The following is a 16,408-nucleotide window of genomic DNA, read 5'->3' as shown; positions in this document are numbered from 1 at the left end:
CCGGTGCTCAGTGACCGGCGTCCCCGCCCCGGCTCTCGACGCGGAAGCCGAACGGCACGGTTCCCGGGTCGAGGGCGGTGATCCCGCCGTCCACCGTGAGGGTCGCGCCGTTGACGAACGAAGCCGCGGGCGACAGCAGCCAGCCGATCGCCTCGGCGACCTCGGCCGGGTCGCCCGGGCGGGCGCTGGGCACCAGCCGCGTGGCCTGCGTGTACGCCTCCTCGACCCCGCCGGCCATGTCCTCCTCCGCCGCGAACCGGGCCATCCGCCCGTCGGCCATCTCGGTGCGCACCCAGGTGGGGCACACGGTGTTGGCACGCACCCCCTGGCTGCCGTAGTCGACGGCCACCGAGCGGCACAGCTGGAGGAGCGCGGCCTTCGAGGTGGCGTACGCGGCGTTGCCCCACCCGTTGCGCAGCGCCGCGACCGAGGCGACCGCGACCACCGCGCCGCGGGCCTCGAGCAGGTGCGGGAGGGCCGCGCGGAGGGTCAGGAAGGGGCCGGTCAGGTTGGTGCGCAGCACCTCGTCCCAGGTCTCGTCCGAGAGGTCCCCGACCGCGCCGCTGCGGCCGATGCCCGCGTTGAGGACCAGTCCGTCGAGCCTGCCGTAACGAGCGACCGCGGTGTCGATCAGGTCCTGGACCGCCGCCGGGTCCGAGAGGTCGCCGGGGTGCGCCAGGGCGCCGGTCTCGTCGGCCACTCGCCGCAGCGGCTCGGGCCGCCGCCCGCCGATGACGACCTGGTGCCCGGCGGCTCGCAGCAACCGGGCGGTGGCGGCACCGATGCCGGTTCCGCCACCCGTGATGACGACAACATGCGCGTCGGCCATGGCCGTTGGGGCTCCTCACCAGCCGGGGATCGGGCGCCATGATCCTAGGCGGATCCGCCGGGCCGCCCCGCCGACCGCCACGGCTTCAGGCCAATTCAGGCCAAGGGGTTCGGCAGCGGCCGGTAGCGCGCGTCGGCGCCGTCCGCTCCCGTCCAGCGCAGCAGCAGGTTCGTCTTGCCCGGCAGGGTCGGCGCAGCCAGCAGTTCGGCCACCTCAGGGAGGCGATGCCGGGCCAGCTCCCGGCGGGCCGCGGGCCATGGGTCGAACCCGGGGTGGCGCTCGGCGAGCACGGCGGCGACCTCGATCAGATGGTTGACGACCAGGCAGTACACCAGCCGCTCCCACCCGGCGGCCCGCTCCACGTCGCCCAGCAGCTTGACGCCCTCGGCGTCCCGGTACAGCGCCTGCACCGGCGTACCGTCCGGGTCGACGGCGACCAGGGTGTTCTGCAGATGCGCTTCGAGGACGACGCCGTGGTCGGCGAAGGCGGTGAGCGCCGGGGGTACGACCGCGCGCAGGTACGCCTGCCACCAGGCCCCCGGATCCGCCGCCGCGGGCAGAGGGCTGCCCTCGAAGCCCTCCACCAGGCCGGCGGCGAGCAGCGGGGTCGCCCCGGGCAGCAGTGACCCGCGCAGCCCGTCCCGGACGACGACCGCGAGTTCCTCGAAGGCGAAGCGGGCGGTGCGGTAGCCATGGTCGCCGAGCCAGGCCGCGGGACCGTCCATCGCCGTGAACGCGGTGGTCGCGGCCGTGTCCGTACGGCGTAGTTTCCGCAGGTCGTGCGCCCACAGCCGACGGATGTCGTTGGTGATCCGGACGTCCAGGCTGAACTTCAGGAAGAGATCGCGCTCCGGCTCGTAGACCGTGCGGATCGCGGCCGTCGGCCAGACCGCGAAATCGGTCTCCCGCAGTCGTACCAGACGTCCGTCGGCGAAGGCCGGGGCCAGGTCACGGGCGACCAGGTCGAGCTGCCAGGGGTGGGCCGGCAGCAGCCGGTAGCCCGGCGGTGCGGCGGCCAGCGCGTCCAGCGCCGACGTGTCGCCCTCCTCGGCCACCTGGTCCTCGCGCACCCCGAGCAGCACCAGCGGGAACCGGGCGTGCGCCTCGGGCGCGTACGGCAACCAGGCGGTGACCGGGCCGCCGCCGCGCGCCTTCGGGGCAGGGTGGTAGGGATGGCCCGTGATGAGGGACTGCTCCGAGCGCAGATACGGGTCGTCGGGCGCCGTCGCCCGGGCGCGTGCCGTGAGCAGCGCGGCGACCGAGTCCCGGCTGTCGATCATCTCGGACGGCAGGTCGCCGTTGGACAGCCCGGTGTGCGCGCGCAGCTCCTCGGCGACGAGTTTCACCAGCTCGGTGTGGCCGATGCGGTGCCAGCGGCCGGCCGCGTACACCTCGGGGGCGGCCGGCCGGCGCGCGCCGCGCACCCGCAGCAGCCGTCCACCGCCGGGCAGCCGGTAGACCCGCGGTTTCCCTTCCCCGGAGTCCGGGAGCGGCTCGGCCCCGGAGTCCGGGAGCGGCTCGGCCCCGGGGTCCGGGAGCGGCTCGGCCACCTCCCGCAGCAGGCAGTTGAGCAGGGGCGCGGCAGCGTACGCGTCGGCGCGCTCGCCGATGCCGTCGCTGGGGGGCATGAGATCCACGCGTTCCATTCGTTCCCTACGTCCACACAGTCCGATCACGATCAGTATGTCTGCCGTCATCAGCCATCATGACCGTCGAACCCGTACCCGAGGAGCCCTCCCGTGCACCGTCCCTCCCCCATCGAGACACAGCTCGCCACGGAGCTGGCCGAGGCGCGGCCGGACCTGGTGTCCGGGTACACGGCCGAGCTGGCCGGTGCCCGGGCGGCGGTGCTGACCCGGCTGTGGCGGGCGCTGGCGCACGAGCCGCTGCCGTGGGTGACGCGCCGGATGCGCGGGGCGCACAGCCTGGCCCTGTGGCTGGCCGACGGACGCGCGCTGCACGGCCCGCGCGCGGATCCGTACGCCACCGACGCGTATGTGACCGCCGTACGACTGGACGGGGTGTCGTACGACGATCCGGCGCGGTTGATGACCGATCTGGGGTGGCCGCACTCGGCGGGGTTCGCTGCCGAACTCGGCCACAGCGCGGCGTCGTTGGCGCTCTCGCGGGCGGACCGGGAGTTCCCTCCGCAGGAGTGGCCCGTGGGGGTCCCCCCGGCCGAAGGCTGGGGGAGGGACTGGGAGTGGGAGCAGCGGATGGTCGACGGGCATCCCTTCCACCCCAACTGCCGCTCCCGGCCAGGCTTCTCGGCGGCGGAGCAGCTCGCGTACGGGCCGGAGCACCGGCCGGTGGTGCGACTGGAGACGGTTCCGGTGGCGGCCGGGGACTGCCTGCTGACCGGCGAGTGGCCGGACGAACTCCGGGACGCCGGGCGGCTGTTGATCCCGGTGCATCCGTGGCAGACCGCCCATGTCCTCAAGGGCGGCCCCGGCGAGCCCTGGCGGACCGCGCACCCCCTGATGTCCCTGCGCACCCTCGCCCTGCCCGGCGGACCGCATGTGAAGACCGCGCTGAGCGCCCGGCTGACCTCGTCCGTCCGGGACATCTCGACGTACTCGATCGACGCGGCCATGACCCTGTCGTCGTTCGCCACGGATCTGGCGTCCCGCACGGACGGGCTCCTGCACATCACCCGCACCCTGGGCGCGGCCACCGCCGACTCCCCCGACCTGGCGGCCGTGTTCCGCGAGTCGCCCGAGGCGTACGCTGCGCCGGGCGAGCGGGTCCTGCCGGTGGCCGCCCTGGCCACCACCGCCCTCCCGGAATCGCCCTCCTGGCTGGCCGAGTTCACCCGGCTCGCCCTGACCGTGGGGCTGCGGCTGCTGGACCTGGGCGTGGCCCTGGAAGCACACGGCCAGAACCTCCTGGTGGTGCTGTCCGGGACCGGCGTACCGCTGCGGCTGGTCTACCGCGACCTGGCCGACATCCGCCTCAGCCCGGCCCGTCTGACCCGGCACGGCATCACCCCGCCCGAGCTGACGGGACGCCTGGTCACGGACGACGAAACGACTCTGCGCCGCAAGCTGTTCGGCTCCCTGGTCGCGGGCGCCCTGGCGGCCACGGCGGGTTCCGGACCGGCCCTGGCGACGGCGCTTGAGACGGCCGTACGGGACCTTCCCGCCGCCCCCGACCTGACGGCCCTCCTCGAAGGCCCGGTGCCGGCGAAGGCGTTGACGCTGATGCGGCTGTCGCCGGAGGCACCCGGCGACCACTGGGCGGCACTGCCGAATCCGCTGGCCGACGGGCGGTGAGCGCTCACCTTCCCGCCCGCCACCCTCCGTTGGCCTGCCGGCCGCTCTCCTTTTGACATCCGGACCTCGTTTTGGAGCCCGGCCCCTCTGATCAATAGGATCCGCCGATGATCAGAACACAACGGACGGCGGCGGGAGTCTGCGCTCTGCTCGCCGCCCTGGCGGCCGGGATCGCGTTCCCCGGCGGAGCGGCCGCCGACGAGACCGACCAGGCCGCTCCCAAGGTGGAGCTCGTGCTGGACGTCAGCGGTTCCATGCGGACGGCGGACATCGACGGCGGGACGCGGATGGCCGCGGCCAAGCAGGCGTTCAACGAGGTGCTGGACGCGACGCCCGAGGGGGTCCAGCTCGGCATCCGCACGCTCGGCGCCAACTACGCCGGAAACGACAAGAAGACCGGCTGCAAGGACACCGCGCAGCTCTACCCGGTCAGCACCCTGGACCGCACCGAGGCGAAGACCGCCGTCGCCACGCTCACGCCGACCGGGTGGACCCCGATCGGCCCCGCTCTGCTCAAGGCGGCCGACGATCTCGAAGGCGGTGCCGGGACCCGCCGTATCGTCCTGATCAGCGACGGCGAGGACACCTGCCAGCCGCTGGACCCGTGCGAGGTGGCCCGCGAGATCGCCGCCAAGGGCGTCGGACTGACCATCGACACACTCGGACTGGTGCCGGACGCCAAGACCCGGGACCAGCTGAGCTGCATCGCGGACGCGACCGGCGGCACCTACACCTCCGTCCAGCACAAGGAGGAACTGACCGACCGGGTCGGGCAGTTGGTGGACCGGGCCGCCGATCCGGTGGTGACGCCGGTGGCCACGGACGGCACCGACCAGTGCTCCTCGGCGCCCGCGCTGAAGTCCGGGCTGTACACCGACCGCGAGGAGTTCGGGCAGCAGCGCTGGTACAAGGTCGACGTCAACCCCGGCCAGGAGCTGCGGGCTTCGGTCAGCGTCGCCGCCGACCGGGCCGTCAACCCGGACTACGGGGTGCTGCTGCGCGCGGTGACGGCGCAGGGACGCGAGATCGTGCGCGGCGAGGCGTCGGGCACGGGCCGTACGGATGTCATCTCGACCGGTCTGCGGTACCCGAAGGCCGAGAGCGACGACGACGAGGACACCACCCCGGAGACCGTCTGTCTCCAGGTGACCAACTCCTTCTCGGCCGCGTCCGGCGTGAAGACCAGCCCCGGTCTGCCCGTCGAGCTGACGGTCGACGTGGTGGACGGACCGTCGAAGGCGTCCGACGTCGCCTCCTTCGGTCTCGGCCGCGGCTGGTGGCTGCTCGGGGCGCTGGTGCTGACCGGCTTCCTCGCGGGTCTGGTGTGGGGCTGGGTGTCGCGCTGGCGGGTAGCGGTCTGGAGGACCAACTGATGTCGATCACACGTGTGTTGAGCGCCGCCCTGCTGGCGGTGGGCCTGGCCGCGGGCCCGGCCGCCGCCGACGACGCCTCGCCCTCCCCCAGCGCCTCGGAGGACAGCGGCGCGCCCACCCAGGCGGGCACGTCCTTCCGTACGGCGACCGAACTCGACCAGGGACAGCAGGCCACCGCCGGCGGATCGACCGGCGACTACCTGTACTGGTCCTTCCCCGCCGACGCCGGCCAGCGCCCCGACGTCAAGGCGACGGTGAAGCTGCCCGACTCGCACGCGGCGCAGACCTGGCAGCTCGACGTGTACGACGGGCTGCGGCGCCGCCAGGCCTGCCAGTACGGCGCGGGGACCCGCACGGCCGCGCAGGGCACCACCTCGGTGCAGCTGGCCTGCGTGACGCGCACCGTCCGGGCCTGGTCGGAGCCGTGGGCCAACGACCCGCTGCCCGGCACGTACTACGTCCGGCTGACGGTGGTGGACCTCGGCAACGCGGACCTCGGCCAGCCGGTGAGCGCCGAGGTCCGGGTGGACTCGAAGGACATCGGCGGTTCGGCGGCGGTGGACGGTTCGCTGGCGAAGCCACTGGTTCCCGGGATCGCGGTCAGCTCCGGGAAGAGCGAAGACGACAGCAAGGCCGCGGTGCTCTCCAGCTTCGGCTCGGACGACGGCTGGTCCTCCGGCTGGTGGACCGACCGCTGGGTGTGGACCGGGATCGGCGGGGTGCTGGCCGCGCTGGCCGGCATCGGCGGATACGCGTTGACCCGAGGGGCGGGACGGCCGTACCGGGTGCCGCCGGGCGCCTGACCTGACGTATCCGGTGACCGGGCACCGTTCGCGGCGGGCCCGGTCGCCGTTTCAGGCGTCCCGCAGCCCCTTGGCCGGCGCACCGTCCCCGGTCACCGTCACCCGCCCGGCCCGTACCGCGTCCGCAAGGGTCAACTCCCCCCGGGCCAGGGCCGTACACGTCCCGACGTCGAGCACGAGCCGGGCGTCCGGTTCGCGCGGCGCGGGACCGTCGCCGTACACCGGGCCGTCCTCCGCGCCGGCATACAGATGGAAGTCGCCGTCCCCGAGCCGGACTTCGACCAGCCCCTCGCCGTCGAGAGCCCGCAGCAGCGGCAGCGCGAACCAGTGGGCGCGGACCGCGTCGGTGGGCCGGCGCTCGCCCAGCTCGGGCTCCCCCCACCTGCCCAGCGCCTGGATCACCGGGAGCAATTCCCGCCCACGCGGGGTGAGTTCGTAGACGTACGCCGCAGCCGGCGGGGGCAGCCGCCGCCGGGTCGTGACCCCGTCCCGCTCCATGTCCTTCAGCCGGGAGGCGAGGACGTCCGTGCTGACCCCCGGCAGATCCGCGTGCAGGTCGGTGTAGCGGCGGGGACCGGCGAGCAGCTCCCGGACGATCAGCAGGGTCCAGCGGTCGCCCACCACGTCGAGGGCGCGGGCCGCGGAACAGTACTGGTCGTAGCTTCGGCGAGGTGACATGCGACGCAGTCTAGACAAGATGTTGGACTTTCCAAGCTGCTACTTGGTAAAACCAAGCAACACGAGTTTCCGGAGGGGCGCATGGAGTTCCGGCAGTCCAACAAGCTCAGCGAGGTCTGTTACGAGATCCGCGGGCCGGTGATCGAGCACGCCAACGCGCTGGAGGAGGCGGGCCACAGCGTGCTGCGCCTGAACACCGGCAACCCGGCGGTCTTCGGCTTCGAGGCACCGGAGGAGATCCTCCAGGACATGATCCGGATGCTCCCGCAGGCACACGGCTACACCGACTCACGCGGCATCCTCTCCGCCCGCCGGGCCGTGGCCCAGCGCTACCAGGCACTCGGCCTGGAGGTGGGCGTCGACGACGTCTTCCTCGGCAACGGCGTCTCGGAACTGGTCTCCATGGCCGTACAGGCGCTGATCGAGGACGGCGACGAAGTCCTCATCCCGGCCCCGGACTTCCCCCTCTGGACGGCCGTGACCACCCTCGCCGGCGGCAAGGCGGTGCACTACCTCTGCGACGAACAGGCGGACTGGTACCCGGACCTGGCCGACATGGAGTCGAAGATCACGGACCGCACCAAGGCCGTGGTCATCATCAACCCCAACAACCCCACGGGTGCCGTCTACCCGAAGGAGATCGTCGAGGGCATCCTCGACCTGGCCCGCCGGCACGGCCTGATGGTCTTCGCGGACGAGATCTACGACCAGATCCTGTACGACGACGCCGTCCACCACTCGGCCGCGGCCCTCGCCCCCGACCTGGTGGTCCTCACCTTCTGCGGCCTGTCCAAGACCTACCGGGTGGCCGGCTTCCGCTCCGGCTGGCTGGTCGTCACGGGCCCCAAGCAGCACGCGAAGGACTACCTGGAGGGCCTCACCATGCTGGCCTCCATGCGGCTGTGCGCCAACGCGCCCGCCCAGTACGCCATCCAGGCCGCGCTCGGCGGCCGCCAGTCCATCCGCGAACTCGTCGTCCCCGGCGGCCGGTTGCACGAGCAGCGCACGGTGGCCTGGGAGAAGCTCAACGAGATCCCCGGCGTGAGCTGCGTGAAGCCCAAGGGCGCCCTGTACGCCTTCCCTCGCATCGATCCCAAGGTGCACCCGATCCACGACGACGAGAAGTTCGTCCTTGACCTGCTCCTCCAGGAGAAGATCCAGGTCGTCCAGGGCACCGGCTTCAACTGGCCCGCCCCGGACCACTTCCGCATCCTCACCCTCCCGTACGCGGACGACCTCGAGACCGCGATCGGCCGGATCGGGCGGTTCCTGAGCGGATACCGGCAGTAGGACCGTGCCCGGGCCGGGCAACCCGGGTAACCCATCCCCATGACCCAGCGCCCGCTGCTCCTCCTCGACGTCGACGGACCCCTCAACCCGTTCCGGGCCCGGCTGCTGCGGCATCGCGGGTACGTGACCCACAGACTGCACCCGGCGAACTGGTCCGCCCGCCAGCGGCCCGGCTCCCGCAGGCTGCGCCGCGGCCTGCGGGTGCGGCTGCACCCGGGGCACGGGGCTCGGCTGCTCGCGCTGCCGTACGAGCCGGCCTGGGCCACCACCTGGATGCATGAGGCCAACGAGATGATCGGTCCGGCCGTCGGGCTGCCCGAGCTGCCCGTCATCGAGTGGCCCGAGCTGTTCGCCAAGGATCCGGACGGGCTGTACTGGAAGACGCGGTCCGTCGTGGCGTGGGCGGCCGGGCGGCCGTTCGTCTGGGTGGACGACATGGTCACCGACCTGGACGTCCGCCATGTCGCCGACCATCACGACGCCCCCGCGTTACTCCTTCCGGTCGACCCCCGCCACGGCCTACGGGCGCGTGAGTTCGCCGAACTGGAACGCTGGGCTCATAGCCTCTGACCTATGGCTGATGTCTTTCTCGTCCGGCACGGTGAGACCGAGTGGTCGCGGTCCGGACGGCATACCGGGTGGACCGACGTGCCCCTCACCGAGCACGGGCGGGAGGAGGCACGGCGGCTGGTGCCGCTGATCCGCTCGCACCGCATCGGCGCCGCCTTCGTCAGCCCGCTCCAGCGGGCCCGGGAGACCGCCGAGCTGATCGGCGTGCCCGACGCCCGGGTCGACGCCGACCTGCGGGAATGGGACTACGGCGGCTACGAGGGCGTGACCACCGTGGAGATCCAGCGCACCCGGCCGGGCTGGTTCCTCTTCACCGACGGGGTCGCGCCCGGTCCGCCGGAGCACCCCGGGGAGACCCCGGAGCAGGTCGGTGAGCGGGCCGACCGGATGCTGTCCAAGGTCGAGGCGGCCCTCGCCAACACGGAGGGGGTCGTGCTGCTCGTCGCCCACGGCCACTTCCTGCGCGTGCTGACCGCCCGCCGTCTCGGACTGCCCCCGTCCGACGGCGCCCTCTTCCAACTGGCGACCGGCACCCTGTGCCGCCTCGGCACGGAACACGACCGCCCGGTCATCGCGGGGTGGAACATCCGACCGGGCGAGCCGGGCCGGTAACGGCGGTCGGCGGTCGGCGGTCGGCGGTCGGCGGTCGGCGGTCGGCGGTCGATGATCTTCGTCCGGTCGAGTGTCAGTGTGCGGTCGTAGCCTTCGAGGCACGGAACCGTACGCGTCCGTACGGACCGACGCCGGAGAGGAGCCCGCCGTGACCCGACCGCCCACCGCCGCGCAGCGGCGGGTCATCGATGCCGCCGATCCGGTGAGCGGGCGGCTGCGGGGTACGGAGGCGCAGTTGGCGGCGCTGGTGAAGCGGGGGCTCGCCTTTCGGCATCCGCGGCCGCCGCACGACCACTTTCTGACGCCCGCGGGGCATCGGATACGGGAGGAGGAGGCGGCTCCGCAGCCCCCGACGGTGGCCCCGGCGGTGGCCCCGGCCGAGCCGGACCGGGTGTTCGCCGCGCGGGTCGGCGGTGAGGAGGTCGCCGCCGACGGGCCCGCCCGGGCACGGGAGGTGCACAGCGCCTGGCAGGGGCTTCTGGAGCTGCGCCGGATGACCAATCCCGACGGCGCCACGGACCGGCCGTGCGGCTGGGAGCGTACGCATCTGGTGCGGGCCGCCGCGCTCGCCCTGGAGGCGGCCGGGCACCCGCCCGAGGGACCGGCTACCGCCGGCTACCGGGTGCGGGCCACCCCGCAGCCCGAGGCGGTCGCCGTGTACGCGCCGGCGGGCGAGCCGCTGCGGGCGTGCGCGGCCACCCTGGAGCGGGCGGGGTGGCAGACCGGCGAGTACACGGAGCCGCGGACTCGAACGCGCTATCTGCTGGCATCGCCGCGCCGAGTGTGACGGCCGTGCCAGGATGCCGACAAAGGATCAGTGCGTCGTACACGAGACGTCGTGCACGAGACGTCGTACGCGAGAAGGGGAAGTCGTGAGCGAACCGTATTCCGTCCGCGTGACGGTCCGTGGCTACGAGACCGATGTGCAGGGCCATCTGAACCAGGCGGTGTACCTCAACTACGCCGAGCACGCCCGCTGGTCGCTGCTCCAGGCCGCCGGGATCACCCAGGCCGGGCTGGGCAGGCGAGGCCTGGGCCCGGTGGCGCTGGAGACGACCATCCGGTACAAGCGGGAGCTGCTCGCCGGTGACGAGGTCGATGTGACCTGCGTGTTCGAATGGAGCCAGGGCAAGACGTTCCGGCTGCTCCAGTCGATCACCAAGGCGGACGGCACGCTGGCCGCCGAGGTGGACGCGGTGGGCGGGCTGCTGGACCTCGAGGCCAGGCGGCTGATCGACCGTCCGAGCGAGGTCTTCAAGGAACTGGCCTCGGCCCCGGACCTGTTCGGCTTCTGAGGGTCCGGCGCACCGCCACCGCCCGGTGCGACACCGGCCACGCGGTCAACGCCGTCTACGCGTCGAGCAGTTCGGGCTGGTGCTCGGCGTCGTAGGCCGCCCGCGCCTGCGCGATGTAGCCGCGGTTGCGCTCGGCCCAGTCGGTCAGCCGCTGCAGCGTCTCGTGCAGTTCCAGGGCCACCGGAGTGAGTCCGTACTCCACCTTCGGCGGCACGGTCGGATACACGGTGCGGGTCACCAGCCCGTCGCGCTCCAGGTTGCGCAGGGTGAGGGTCAGCATCCGGCGGCTGATGCCCTCGATACCGCGCTCCAGCTCGGTGAAGCGGATGGGGCCGTGCGAGGCCGCGACCAGGATCTGGACGCTCCATTTGCCGGCGACCCTGTCAAGAACCTCGCGGACCGGGCAGGTGCCCGCGTTCACGACCTGGACGGTTACACCGGTGTTCCTCTGGGACATCGAGCTGCCTCCTTACGTCTCCCCCCCATGGTCACTCACCATGAACTCCGTTACAAGTCATGCACCTTGTGCACGATCGGTTCCTGTTCAGCTGCCTGGTGAGTTTCTACGGCGATTGCGGAGGCCTGAGGCCATGTCGACCACGACCGGAACACCGAAGCCGACACCGCCGACACCGGCGGCCCCGGTGGCACTCCCACGAACATACCCCCGTTGGGCGTCCCTCGCCGTTCTGTGCGCGGGGACCCTGATGACCGTCCTCGACGGCAACATCGTCACGGTGGCGATGCCGGCCATCCAGGGCGACCTGGGTTTCAGCGGTCCCGGGCTGGCCTGGGTCGTCAACGCGTACCTGATCCCGTTCGGCGGGCTGCTCCTGCTGGCGGGGCGTCTCGGCGACCTGCTGGGCCGCAAGCGGATGTTCACGACGGGCCTTGCGCTGTTCACGGTCGCCTCCTTGCTGTGCGCGGTGGCGACCGGGCAGGGGGTGCTGATCGCGGCGCGGGCGATGCAGGGCGTGGGCGGCGCGATGACCTCCGCGGTGGTGCTCGGCATGCTGGTCGCCCTCTACCCGCAGCCGCGTGAACAGGGCCGGGCCATCGCGGTGTTCAGCGCGGTCGGCGCGGCGGGCGGCGCGCTCGGCACCTTCCTGGGCGGGGCGCTCACCCAGGCGCTGAGCTGGCACTGGATCTTCCTGATCAACCTGCCGACAGGGCTGGCCGCCTGGTTCGTGGCCACCCGGATCCTCGCCCCGGAGCGGGGCGCCAGCCTGCGCCAGGGCGCCGACTTCCCGGGCGCCGCGCTGGTCACAGGCGCCCTGATGCTCACGGTCTACGTCATCGTCGGCGCCGGCGACCGCGGCCCGCTGGCCACTCTCCTCCTGACGGCTCTGGCCGTCGCCCTGTTCGCGGCGTTCACCCTCCGGCAGGCACGTGCCCGACGCCCGCTGTTGCGCCTGCGGCTGCTGCGCTCCCGGCTGCTCGCCGGTGCCAACTCCGTACAGGTGCTGATGATCGCGACGATGTACGGCTTCCAGTTCCTCGGCGCGCTGTACCTCCAACGTGTCCTCGGCTACGGTGAGTTGGCGACCGGCACGGCGTTTCTGCCGGCGCCGGTCGTGATCGGGCTGCTGATGCTGGGGCTGTCCGCGCGAACGATCGCCCGCTACGGCGCGTACCGGGTCCTGCTCTGCGGTCTGGTGCTGATCGTCGCCGGGACGGCCCTGTTGAGCCGGCTGCCGGTCGGGGCCTCTTACGCCGTCGACGTGCTGCCGCCGCTGCTGCTGCTCGCCGCCGGATTCGCCGCGGCGATGCCGGCGCTGACCGGGCTGGCGATGTCCGGGGCGCGCGCGGAGGACGCGGGCCTGGCGTCCGGGCTGTTCAACACCACGCAGGTGGTGGGCGGTTCGCTGGGGCTGGCGGTACTGAGCACGCTGGCGGCGAGCCGCACCGGCGGACTCCTCGACCGGGGTGCGGAGTTGATCCCCGCCACCGCGGAGGGCTACCGGCTGGCGTTCCGGGCGGCCACCGGGATCACGCTGGCCGCCCTGGTGCTGGCGGCGGCGGTACTGCGACCGCGGAACCGGTGAGCCGGTACCACGGCCGCTGCGGGCCCTGCGCCGGAGCGCCTCAACTCGACTCGAAGAGGCTTCTGTTGTCCTCGGCCCAGGTACGGAAGGTCCGGGCCGGGCGGCCCAGCGCCTCGGCCACGTCCTCGGTGACCGACGCGTTGCCTCCGGCGCGGACGAACGCCAGGCCGGTCAGGACGCCTTCCACCCGGCTCCCGTCCATGCCCCAGGCCGTGCGGAGGAAGTCACGGGTCTCGTCCGGTGACAGGTCCCGGGTCGGGACCGGGCGGCCGAGGACCTCGGCGAGCACGGCGGCCTGGCCGGGCACGGTGATCGCCTCGGGACCGGTCAGGACGTACGTCCGCCCGGCGTGCCCGGCATCGAGCAGGGCCCGCACCGCGACCTCGGCGATGTCGCGCGGGTCGATCACGCCCGAGGCGCCGTCCCCGGTCATGTTGGGCACCGGCTGGCCCGCCCCGAGCGCTTTCGTCCAGGTCAGCGTGTTGGAGGCGAACGACGACGGCTGGAGGACCGTCCAGGCGAGCCCGCTGTCCCGCACCGCCCGCTCGCCGTCGACATGCCACTGCGCGGAGGGGCCGGAGGCGGGATCGCCGGTGGCGATGGCGGAGAGTTTCACCAGCCGCTGCACGCCCGCGGTCCGTGCCGCGGCGACCAGCGCCGCGTCCGCTCCCCCGTCGGGACCGGGCGGCCGGAGCAGGAACGCGGCCGTCGCCCCGGCCAGCGCGGCGTCCAGGGAGGCGGGGTCGCCGTAGTCCCCGCGTACCACCTCCACCCCGGCGGGCACCCGCGCCTTCGCCGGGTCGCGGGTGAGCGCGCGCACCTTCGTACCGCGCGCGGCCAACTGTCGTACGACGTCACTGCCGATGGTGCCCGTGGCACCCGTCACCAGAATCATGCGGACCACGATGGCCGGGTCCGGGTGGCCGGCTCTTGGAAATTCCGGCACGGCCGGGCCGCCCGGACGGTGGCGCGGCCCGCTTACGGTGGAAGCGTGCCGATGACCATCGCCCAGTCGCTTCCGACCCCGCCCGAGGGGCTGCGCCCGTGGGTCGCCGAGGTGCGGACCATGTCCTTCGCCGAGCGGCCCGAGGGGACGTTCGTCCATTTGCCGGACGCGGTGACCAAGGTGGTGCTGCGGGTGACGGGGGACGGGACGCGTGACGTCCTGGCCGTCGGGCCACGGGTGCGGGCGACCTACCACGAGGGCAAGGCGCACATCGCGTGTGTGGAGTTGCGCCTCGCTCCGGGAACCGCCCGGCCCCTGCTGGGTGTTCCGGCCGCGGGGCTGGTCGGCCGGGTGGTGCCGCTGGACGCCCTGCCGGGCGGGGTGGCCCGCCGGTTCGCACGTGAGGTGCGGTGGCTGGACCCGCGGGAGGCACTGCCGCGCATCACCGAGGTGCTGCCCGGGATGCTGTCGGAGCAGTCGGATCCGGCCCGGACGGCGCTGCTGCGGGCGGGCGTCGAGGCCCTGTCGGTGCGGCTGGACCGGGCGCCCGCCCAGGTACGGGACGTGGCCCGGGAACTGGCGGTGAGCGAGCGTCAGTTGCGGAACCTGTTCACCGACGGCGTCGGTGTCTCCCCGAAGCACTACGCCCGTATCGACCGTGTCCGCACCCTCGCCGCCCGGGCGGGCAGCGCGGGCTGGTCCGAACTGGCGGCCGCCACCGGCTACTTCGACCAGTCGCACATGACGACCGACTTCCGTGCCCTGATGGGTGTCCCGCCCCGCTCCTACCTGACCGGCCGCCTCCCCGCACTCAGCCCCTGCCGGGCTGCCCGGACCGCGGGCTGAAGTCGGATGCGCGACGGCGGTCGTGGCTGCCGTGCTGCGGGATCATGTCCGCCCCGGCCGTGGCGCGCGCCGAGAAGGACGGTCTCGGCACGCTCGGCCCGTTCGTCTGCTACGCCGCGATGGTCATGCGCGGCCCCGGCAGAAGTATCTCGACGCCTTCCTCGACGCCCGCGTGTGAATCCCCTCGAGTGGAAGGTGTACGGGGATGGTTACGAGATCGACTGAGGCGATATGAGTGGCACGGCCCCCGGGGTCTTTGGGGCTTCGGAGGCCGTCCCCTTCGATTCCGCGTGCCGCCGGCCCAGGTGGTTGAAGACGAGGTTGAGCAGTACGGCCGCCACGCAGCCCGTCGAGATGCCCGAGTCCAGGACGATCCGGGCGGTCTCCGGGAAGGCGTGGTAGAAGTCCGGCACGGTGATCGGGACGATGCCTACGGCGAGCGAGACGGCGACGATCAGCACGTTCTCGTCCTTGTCCAGGCCGGCCTTGACCAGGGTCTGGATGCCGCTGGCCGCCACCGAGCCGAAGAGGACCACGCCCGCGCCGCCCAGCACCGGCCGGGGTACGACGGCGATCAGCGAGGCGGCCGTCGGGCACAGGCCCATCAGCACCAGGAAGCCGCCGCCGACCGCGACCACGAACCGGCTGCGGATCCGGGTCATCGCGACCAGGCCGATGTTCTGGGCGAAGGCGCTGCACATGAACCCGTTGAAGAACGGGCTGATCGCCGAGCCGAGGGTGTCGGCGCGCAGCCCGGCCGCGATCGTCCGCTCGTCCGCGGGCCGTTCGACGATCTCGCCCAGCGCCAGCATGTCCGCGGTCGACTCGGTCATCGAGACCACCATCACCACGCACATGGACAGGATCGCGGCGATGTGGAACTGCGGGGCGCCGAAGTGGAAGGGGGTCGGGAAGCCGACGACGTCCGCGTCCGCGACCGGGCCGAAGTCCGTGACGCCGAACGGCAGCGCGATGACCGTGCCGGCGACCAGGCCGATCAGCACGGCGACCTGCTTGACGAAACCCCGGGTGAAGCGGCGCAGGAGCAGGACCACGAGAAGGGTCACGGCGGCCAGGCCCAGGTACTTGGCCGCACCGTAGTCGTGTGCCGCCGGGTCGGGGCCCTGTGCCCAGCCGAAGGCCACCGGGAGCAGTGAGACGCCGATGAGGGTGATGACCGTGCCGGTGACGACGGGCGGGAAGAAGCGGACCGCCTTGCTGAAGAAGGGGGCGGCGAGGAAGCCGAGGAGGCCGGCGACGATCACCGCGCCGAAGATGACCGGCAGGGCGTCGGACTTGTCGTGGGTGGAGGCGGCGATCGCGGTCATCGGGGCGACCCCGGCGAAGGTGACGCCGTTGACGAAGGGCAGCCGGGCGCCGATCTTCCAGATGCCGAGGGTCTGCAGGAAGGTGGCGAGGCCCGCGGTGAAGAGGCAGGCGCCGGTGAGGAAGGTCAGTTCGGTGCCGGACAGGCCGATGGCCGCGCCGACGATCAGGGGCGGGGCGACGACTCCGGCGTACATGGCGGCGACGTGCTGAAGGCCTGTGGTCGCCATTTTCAGGGCGGGGAGTTTCTCATCGACGGGATGCACTTGTTGGTCGGACACTGCGGCTCTCCTCCGGTCGGTTACACGTCGGCTCTGACGCGGGGTTCAGGGAGGTGGTGCGTGTGCGGTCGTGCGGGACCGACTGGGGGGGACGGTGACCGTTCCCGGGCGCGCGCGAGGAAGCACGCGCCCAGGAGACGGCCGCCATGGACCCTGCCGGGGTCCACGGCCGCCGGCCGGGAGCCGTCCCTCCTGGCCGGAGCTGAGATGCCGTACCGCTGAAATGCCGTACCGCGAACTCC

At 72.8% G+C, this 16,408-nt stretch carries 16 protein-coding genes; 10 read left to right on the top strand and 6 right to left on the bottom strand.

All coding sequences use genetic code 11. From position 1 onward, the window contains the following. Positions 1–7: 7 nt before the first annotated feature. Entirely contained in the window at positions 8–829 is an 822-nt protein-coding gene (locus ACWGJB_RS38805; RefSeq protein ID WP_453384744.1) for an SDR family NAD(P)-dependent oxidoreductase, read from the bottom strand. Positions 830–924: 95 nt separating this feature from the next. Next, a complete protein-coding gene (locus tag ACWGJB_RS38800) occupies positions 925–2,475 on the bottom strand; it encodes an IucA/IucC family protein (RefSeq protein WP_453384743.1) in 1,551 nt (516 codons plus the stop codon). 93 nt (positions 2,476–2,568) lie between these two features. Here ACWGJB_RS38800 and ACWGJB_RS38795 point away from each other — a divergent pair, with 93 nt between their 5' ends. From ACWGJB_RS38795 to ACWGJB_RS38785, 3 genes are all read left to right on the top strand, one after another. Then, the gene (locus ACWGJB_RS38795) at positions 2,569–4,101 is read left to right on the top strand and encodes an IucA/IucC family protein (protein WP_453384742.1); all 1,533 of its coding nucleotides are present in this window, start codon (positions 2,569–2,571) and stop codon (positions 4,099–4,101) included. Positions 4,102–4,208: 107 nt separating this feature from the next. Continuing rightward, positions 4,209–5,474, top strand: a complete 1,266-nt coding sequence (locus ACWGJB_RS38790; protein ID WP_453384741.1) for a VWA domain-containing protein — start codon at positions 4,209–4,211, stop codon at positions 5,472–5,474. Further along, positions 5,474–6,277 (top strand): hypothetical protein, encoded by an 804-nt coding sequence (locus ACWGJB_RS38785; RefSeq protein WP_453384740.1) that lies wholly within the window; start codon positions 5,474–5,476, stop codon positions 6,275–6,277. Before ACWGJB_RS38790 ends, ACWGJB_RS38785 begins: the two co-directional genes overlap by 1 nt. A gap of 51 nt (positions 6,278–6,328) precedes the next feature. Here the strand turns inward: ACWGJB_RS38785 and ACWGJB_RS38780 are convergent, their stop codons facing one another. After that, positions 6,329–6,955 carry a winged helix-turn-helix transcriptional regulator gene (locus tag ACWGJB_RS38780; protein WP_453384739.1) on the bottom strand — a complete coding sequence of 209 codons (627 nt, stop codon included), beginning with the start codon at positions 6,953–6,955 and terminating at the stop codon, positions 6,329–6,331. An 81-nt stretch (positions 6,956–7,036) separates the two neighbouring features. Here ACWGJB_RS38780 and ACWGJB_RS38775 point away from each other — a divergent pair, with 81 nt between their 5' ends. The 5 genes from ACWGJB_RS38775 to ACWGJB_RS38755 all read left to right on the top strand — a co-directional run bounded on the left by ACWGJB_RS38775 (position 7,037) and on the right by ACWGJB_RS38755 (position 10,722). Continuing rightward, entirely contained in the window at positions 7,037–8,245 is a 1,209-nt protein-coding gene (locus ACWGJB_RS38775) for a pyridoxal phosphate-dependent aminotransferase (RefSeq protein ID WP_453384738.1), read from the top strand. A gap of 39 nt (positions 8,246–8,284) precedes the next feature. Further along, positions 8,285–8,815: a hypothetical protein gene (locus ACWGJB_RS38770; RefSeq protein WP_453384737.1), complete on the top strand. Its 531-nt coding sequence runs from the start codon at positions 8,285–8,287 to the stop codon at positions 8,813–8,815. A gap of 3 nt (positions 8,816–8,818) precedes the next feature. Further along, positions 8,819–9,427, top strand: a complete 609-nt coding sequence (locus tag ACWGJB_RS38765; RefSeq protein WP_453384736.1) for a histidine phosphatase family protein — start codon at positions 8,819–8,821, stop codon at positions 9,425–9,427. A 148-nt stretch (positions 9,428–9,575) separates the two neighbouring features. Beyond that, complete coding sequence (locus tag ACWGJB_RS38760; protein WP_453384735.1) at positions 9,576–10,214, top strand: hypothetical protein; 639 nt, start codon at positions 9,576–9,578, stop codon at positions 10,212–10,214. A gap of 85 nt (positions 10,215–10,299) precedes the next feature. Next, positions 10,300–10,722, top strand: a complete 423-nt coding sequence (locus ACWGJB_RS38755) for an acyl-CoA thioesterase (RefSeq protein ID WP_453384734.1) — start codon at positions 10,300–10,302, stop codon at positions 10,720–10,722. Between the two features lie 55 nt (positions 10,723–10,777). Here ACWGJB_RS38755 and ACWGJB_RS38750 read toward each other — a convergent pair whose 3' ends face one another. Continuing rightward, positions 10,778–11,179 (bottom strand): winged helix-turn-helix transcriptional regulator, encoded by a 402-nt coding sequence (locus tag ACWGJB_RS38750; RefSeq protein WP_360475189.1) that lies wholly within the window; start codon positions 11,177–11,179, stop codon positions 10,778–10,780. Positions 11,180–11,312: 133 nt separating this feature from the next. Between ACWGJB_RS38750 and ACWGJB_RS38745 the strand changes: the two genes are divergently transcribed. Continuing rightward, positions 11,313–12,767, top strand: coding sequence for an MFS transporter (locus ACWGJB_RS38745; RefSeq protein WP_453384733.1), 1,455 nt, complete (start codon positions 11,313–11,315; stop codon positions 12,765–12,767). Between the two features lie 40 nt (positions 12,768–12,807). Here ACWGJB_RS38745 and ACWGJB_RS38740 read toward each other — a convergent pair whose 3' ends face one another. Next, entirely contained in the window at positions 12,808–13,662 is an 855-nt protein-coding gene (locus ACWGJB_RS38740; protein WP_453384732.1) for an NAD(P)H-binding protein, read from the bottom strand. A gap of 102 nt (positions 13,663–13,764) precedes the next feature. On the opposite strand from ACWGJB_RS38740, the gene ACWGJB_RS38735 reads away from it, so the two are divergent. Continuing rightward, positions 13,765–14,559: a helix-turn-helix domain-containing protein gene (locus tag ACWGJB_RS38735; RefSeq protein WP_453384848.1), complete on the top strand. Its 795-nt coding sequence runs from the start codon at positions 13,765–13,767 to the stop codon at positions 14,557–14,559. Between the two features lie 209 nt (positions 14,560–14,768). Here ACWGJB_RS38735 and ACWGJB_RS38730 read toward each other — a convergent pair whose 3' ends face one another. Beyond that, positions 14,769–16,115 (bottom strand): nucleobase:cation symporter-2 family protein, encoded by a 1,347-nt coding sequence (locus ACWGJB_RS38730; RefSeq protein WP_453384847.1) that lies wholly within the window; start codon positions 16,113–16,115, stop codon positions 14,769–14,771. Positions 16,116–16,408 lie beyond the last annotated feature (293 nt).

Source organism: Streptomyces sp. NPDC054813, assembly GCF_053611365.1.
The sequence above is the reverse complement of the archived record's forward strand: the minus strand, read 5'-3'. Positions and strand labels throughout refer to the sequence as shown.

What these genes read in the sequence shown, in the direction of transcription:
- ACWGJB_RS38805 (WP_453384744.1), bottom strand. Translation starts at nt 829, where the DNA reads ATGGCCGACGCGCATGTTGTCGTCATCACGGGTGGCGGAACCGGCATC.
- ACWGJB_RS38800 (WP_453384743.1), bottom strand. Translation starts at nt 2,475, where the DNA reads ATGGAACGCGTGGATCTCATGCCCCCCAGCGACGGCATCGGCGAGCGC.
- ACWGJB_RS38790 (WP_453384741.1), top strand. Translation starts at nt 4,209, where the DNA reads ATGATCAGAACACAACGGACGGCGGCGGGAGTCTGCGCTCTGCTCGCC.
- ACWGJB_RS38785 (WP_453384740.1), top strand. Translation starts at nt 5,474, where the DNA reads ATGTCGATCACACGTGTGTTGAGCGCCGCCCTGCTGGCGGTGGGCCTG.
- ACWGJB_RS38780 (WP_453384739.1), bottom strand. Translation starts at nt 6,955, where the DNA reads ATGTCACCTCGCCGAAGCTACGACCAGTACTGTTCCGCGGCCCGCGCC.
- ACWGJB_RS38775 (WP_453384738.1), top strand. Translation starts at nt 7,037, where the DNA reads ATGGAGTTCCGGCAGTCCAACAAGCTCAGCGAGGTCTGTTACGAGATC.
- ACWGJB_RS38770 (WP_453384737.1), top strand. Translation starts at nt 8,285, where the DNA reads ATGACCCAGCGCCCGCTGCTCCTCCTCGACGTCGACGGACCCCTCAAC.
- ACWGJB_RS38765 (WP_453384736.1), top strand. Translation starts at nt 8,819, where the DNA reads ATGGCTGATGTCTTTCTCGTCCGGCACGGTGAGACCGAGTGGTCGCGG.
- ACWGJB_RS38750 (WP_360475189.1), bottom strand. Translation starts at nt 11,179, where the DNA reads ATGTCCCAGAGGAACACCGGTGTAACCGTCCAGGTCGTGAACGCGGGC.
- ACWGJB_RS38745 (WP_453384733.1), top strand. Translation starts at nt 11,313, where the DNA reads ATGTCGACCACGACCGGAACACCGAAGCCGACACCGCCGACACCGGCG.
- ACWGJB_RS38740 (WP_453384732.1), bottom strand. Translation starts at nt 13,662, where the DNA reads ATGATTCTGGTGACGGGTGCCACGGGCACCATCGGCAGTGACGTCGTA.
- ACWGJB_RS38735 (WP_453384848.1), top strand. Translation starts at nt 13,765, where the DNA reads ATGACCATCGCCCAGTCGCTTCCGACCCCGCCCGAGGGGCTGCGCCCG.
- ACWGJB_RS38730 (WP_453384847.1), bottom strand. Translation starts at nt 16,115, where the DNA reads ATGGCGACCACAGGCCTTCAGCACGTCGCCGCCATGTACGCCGGAGTC.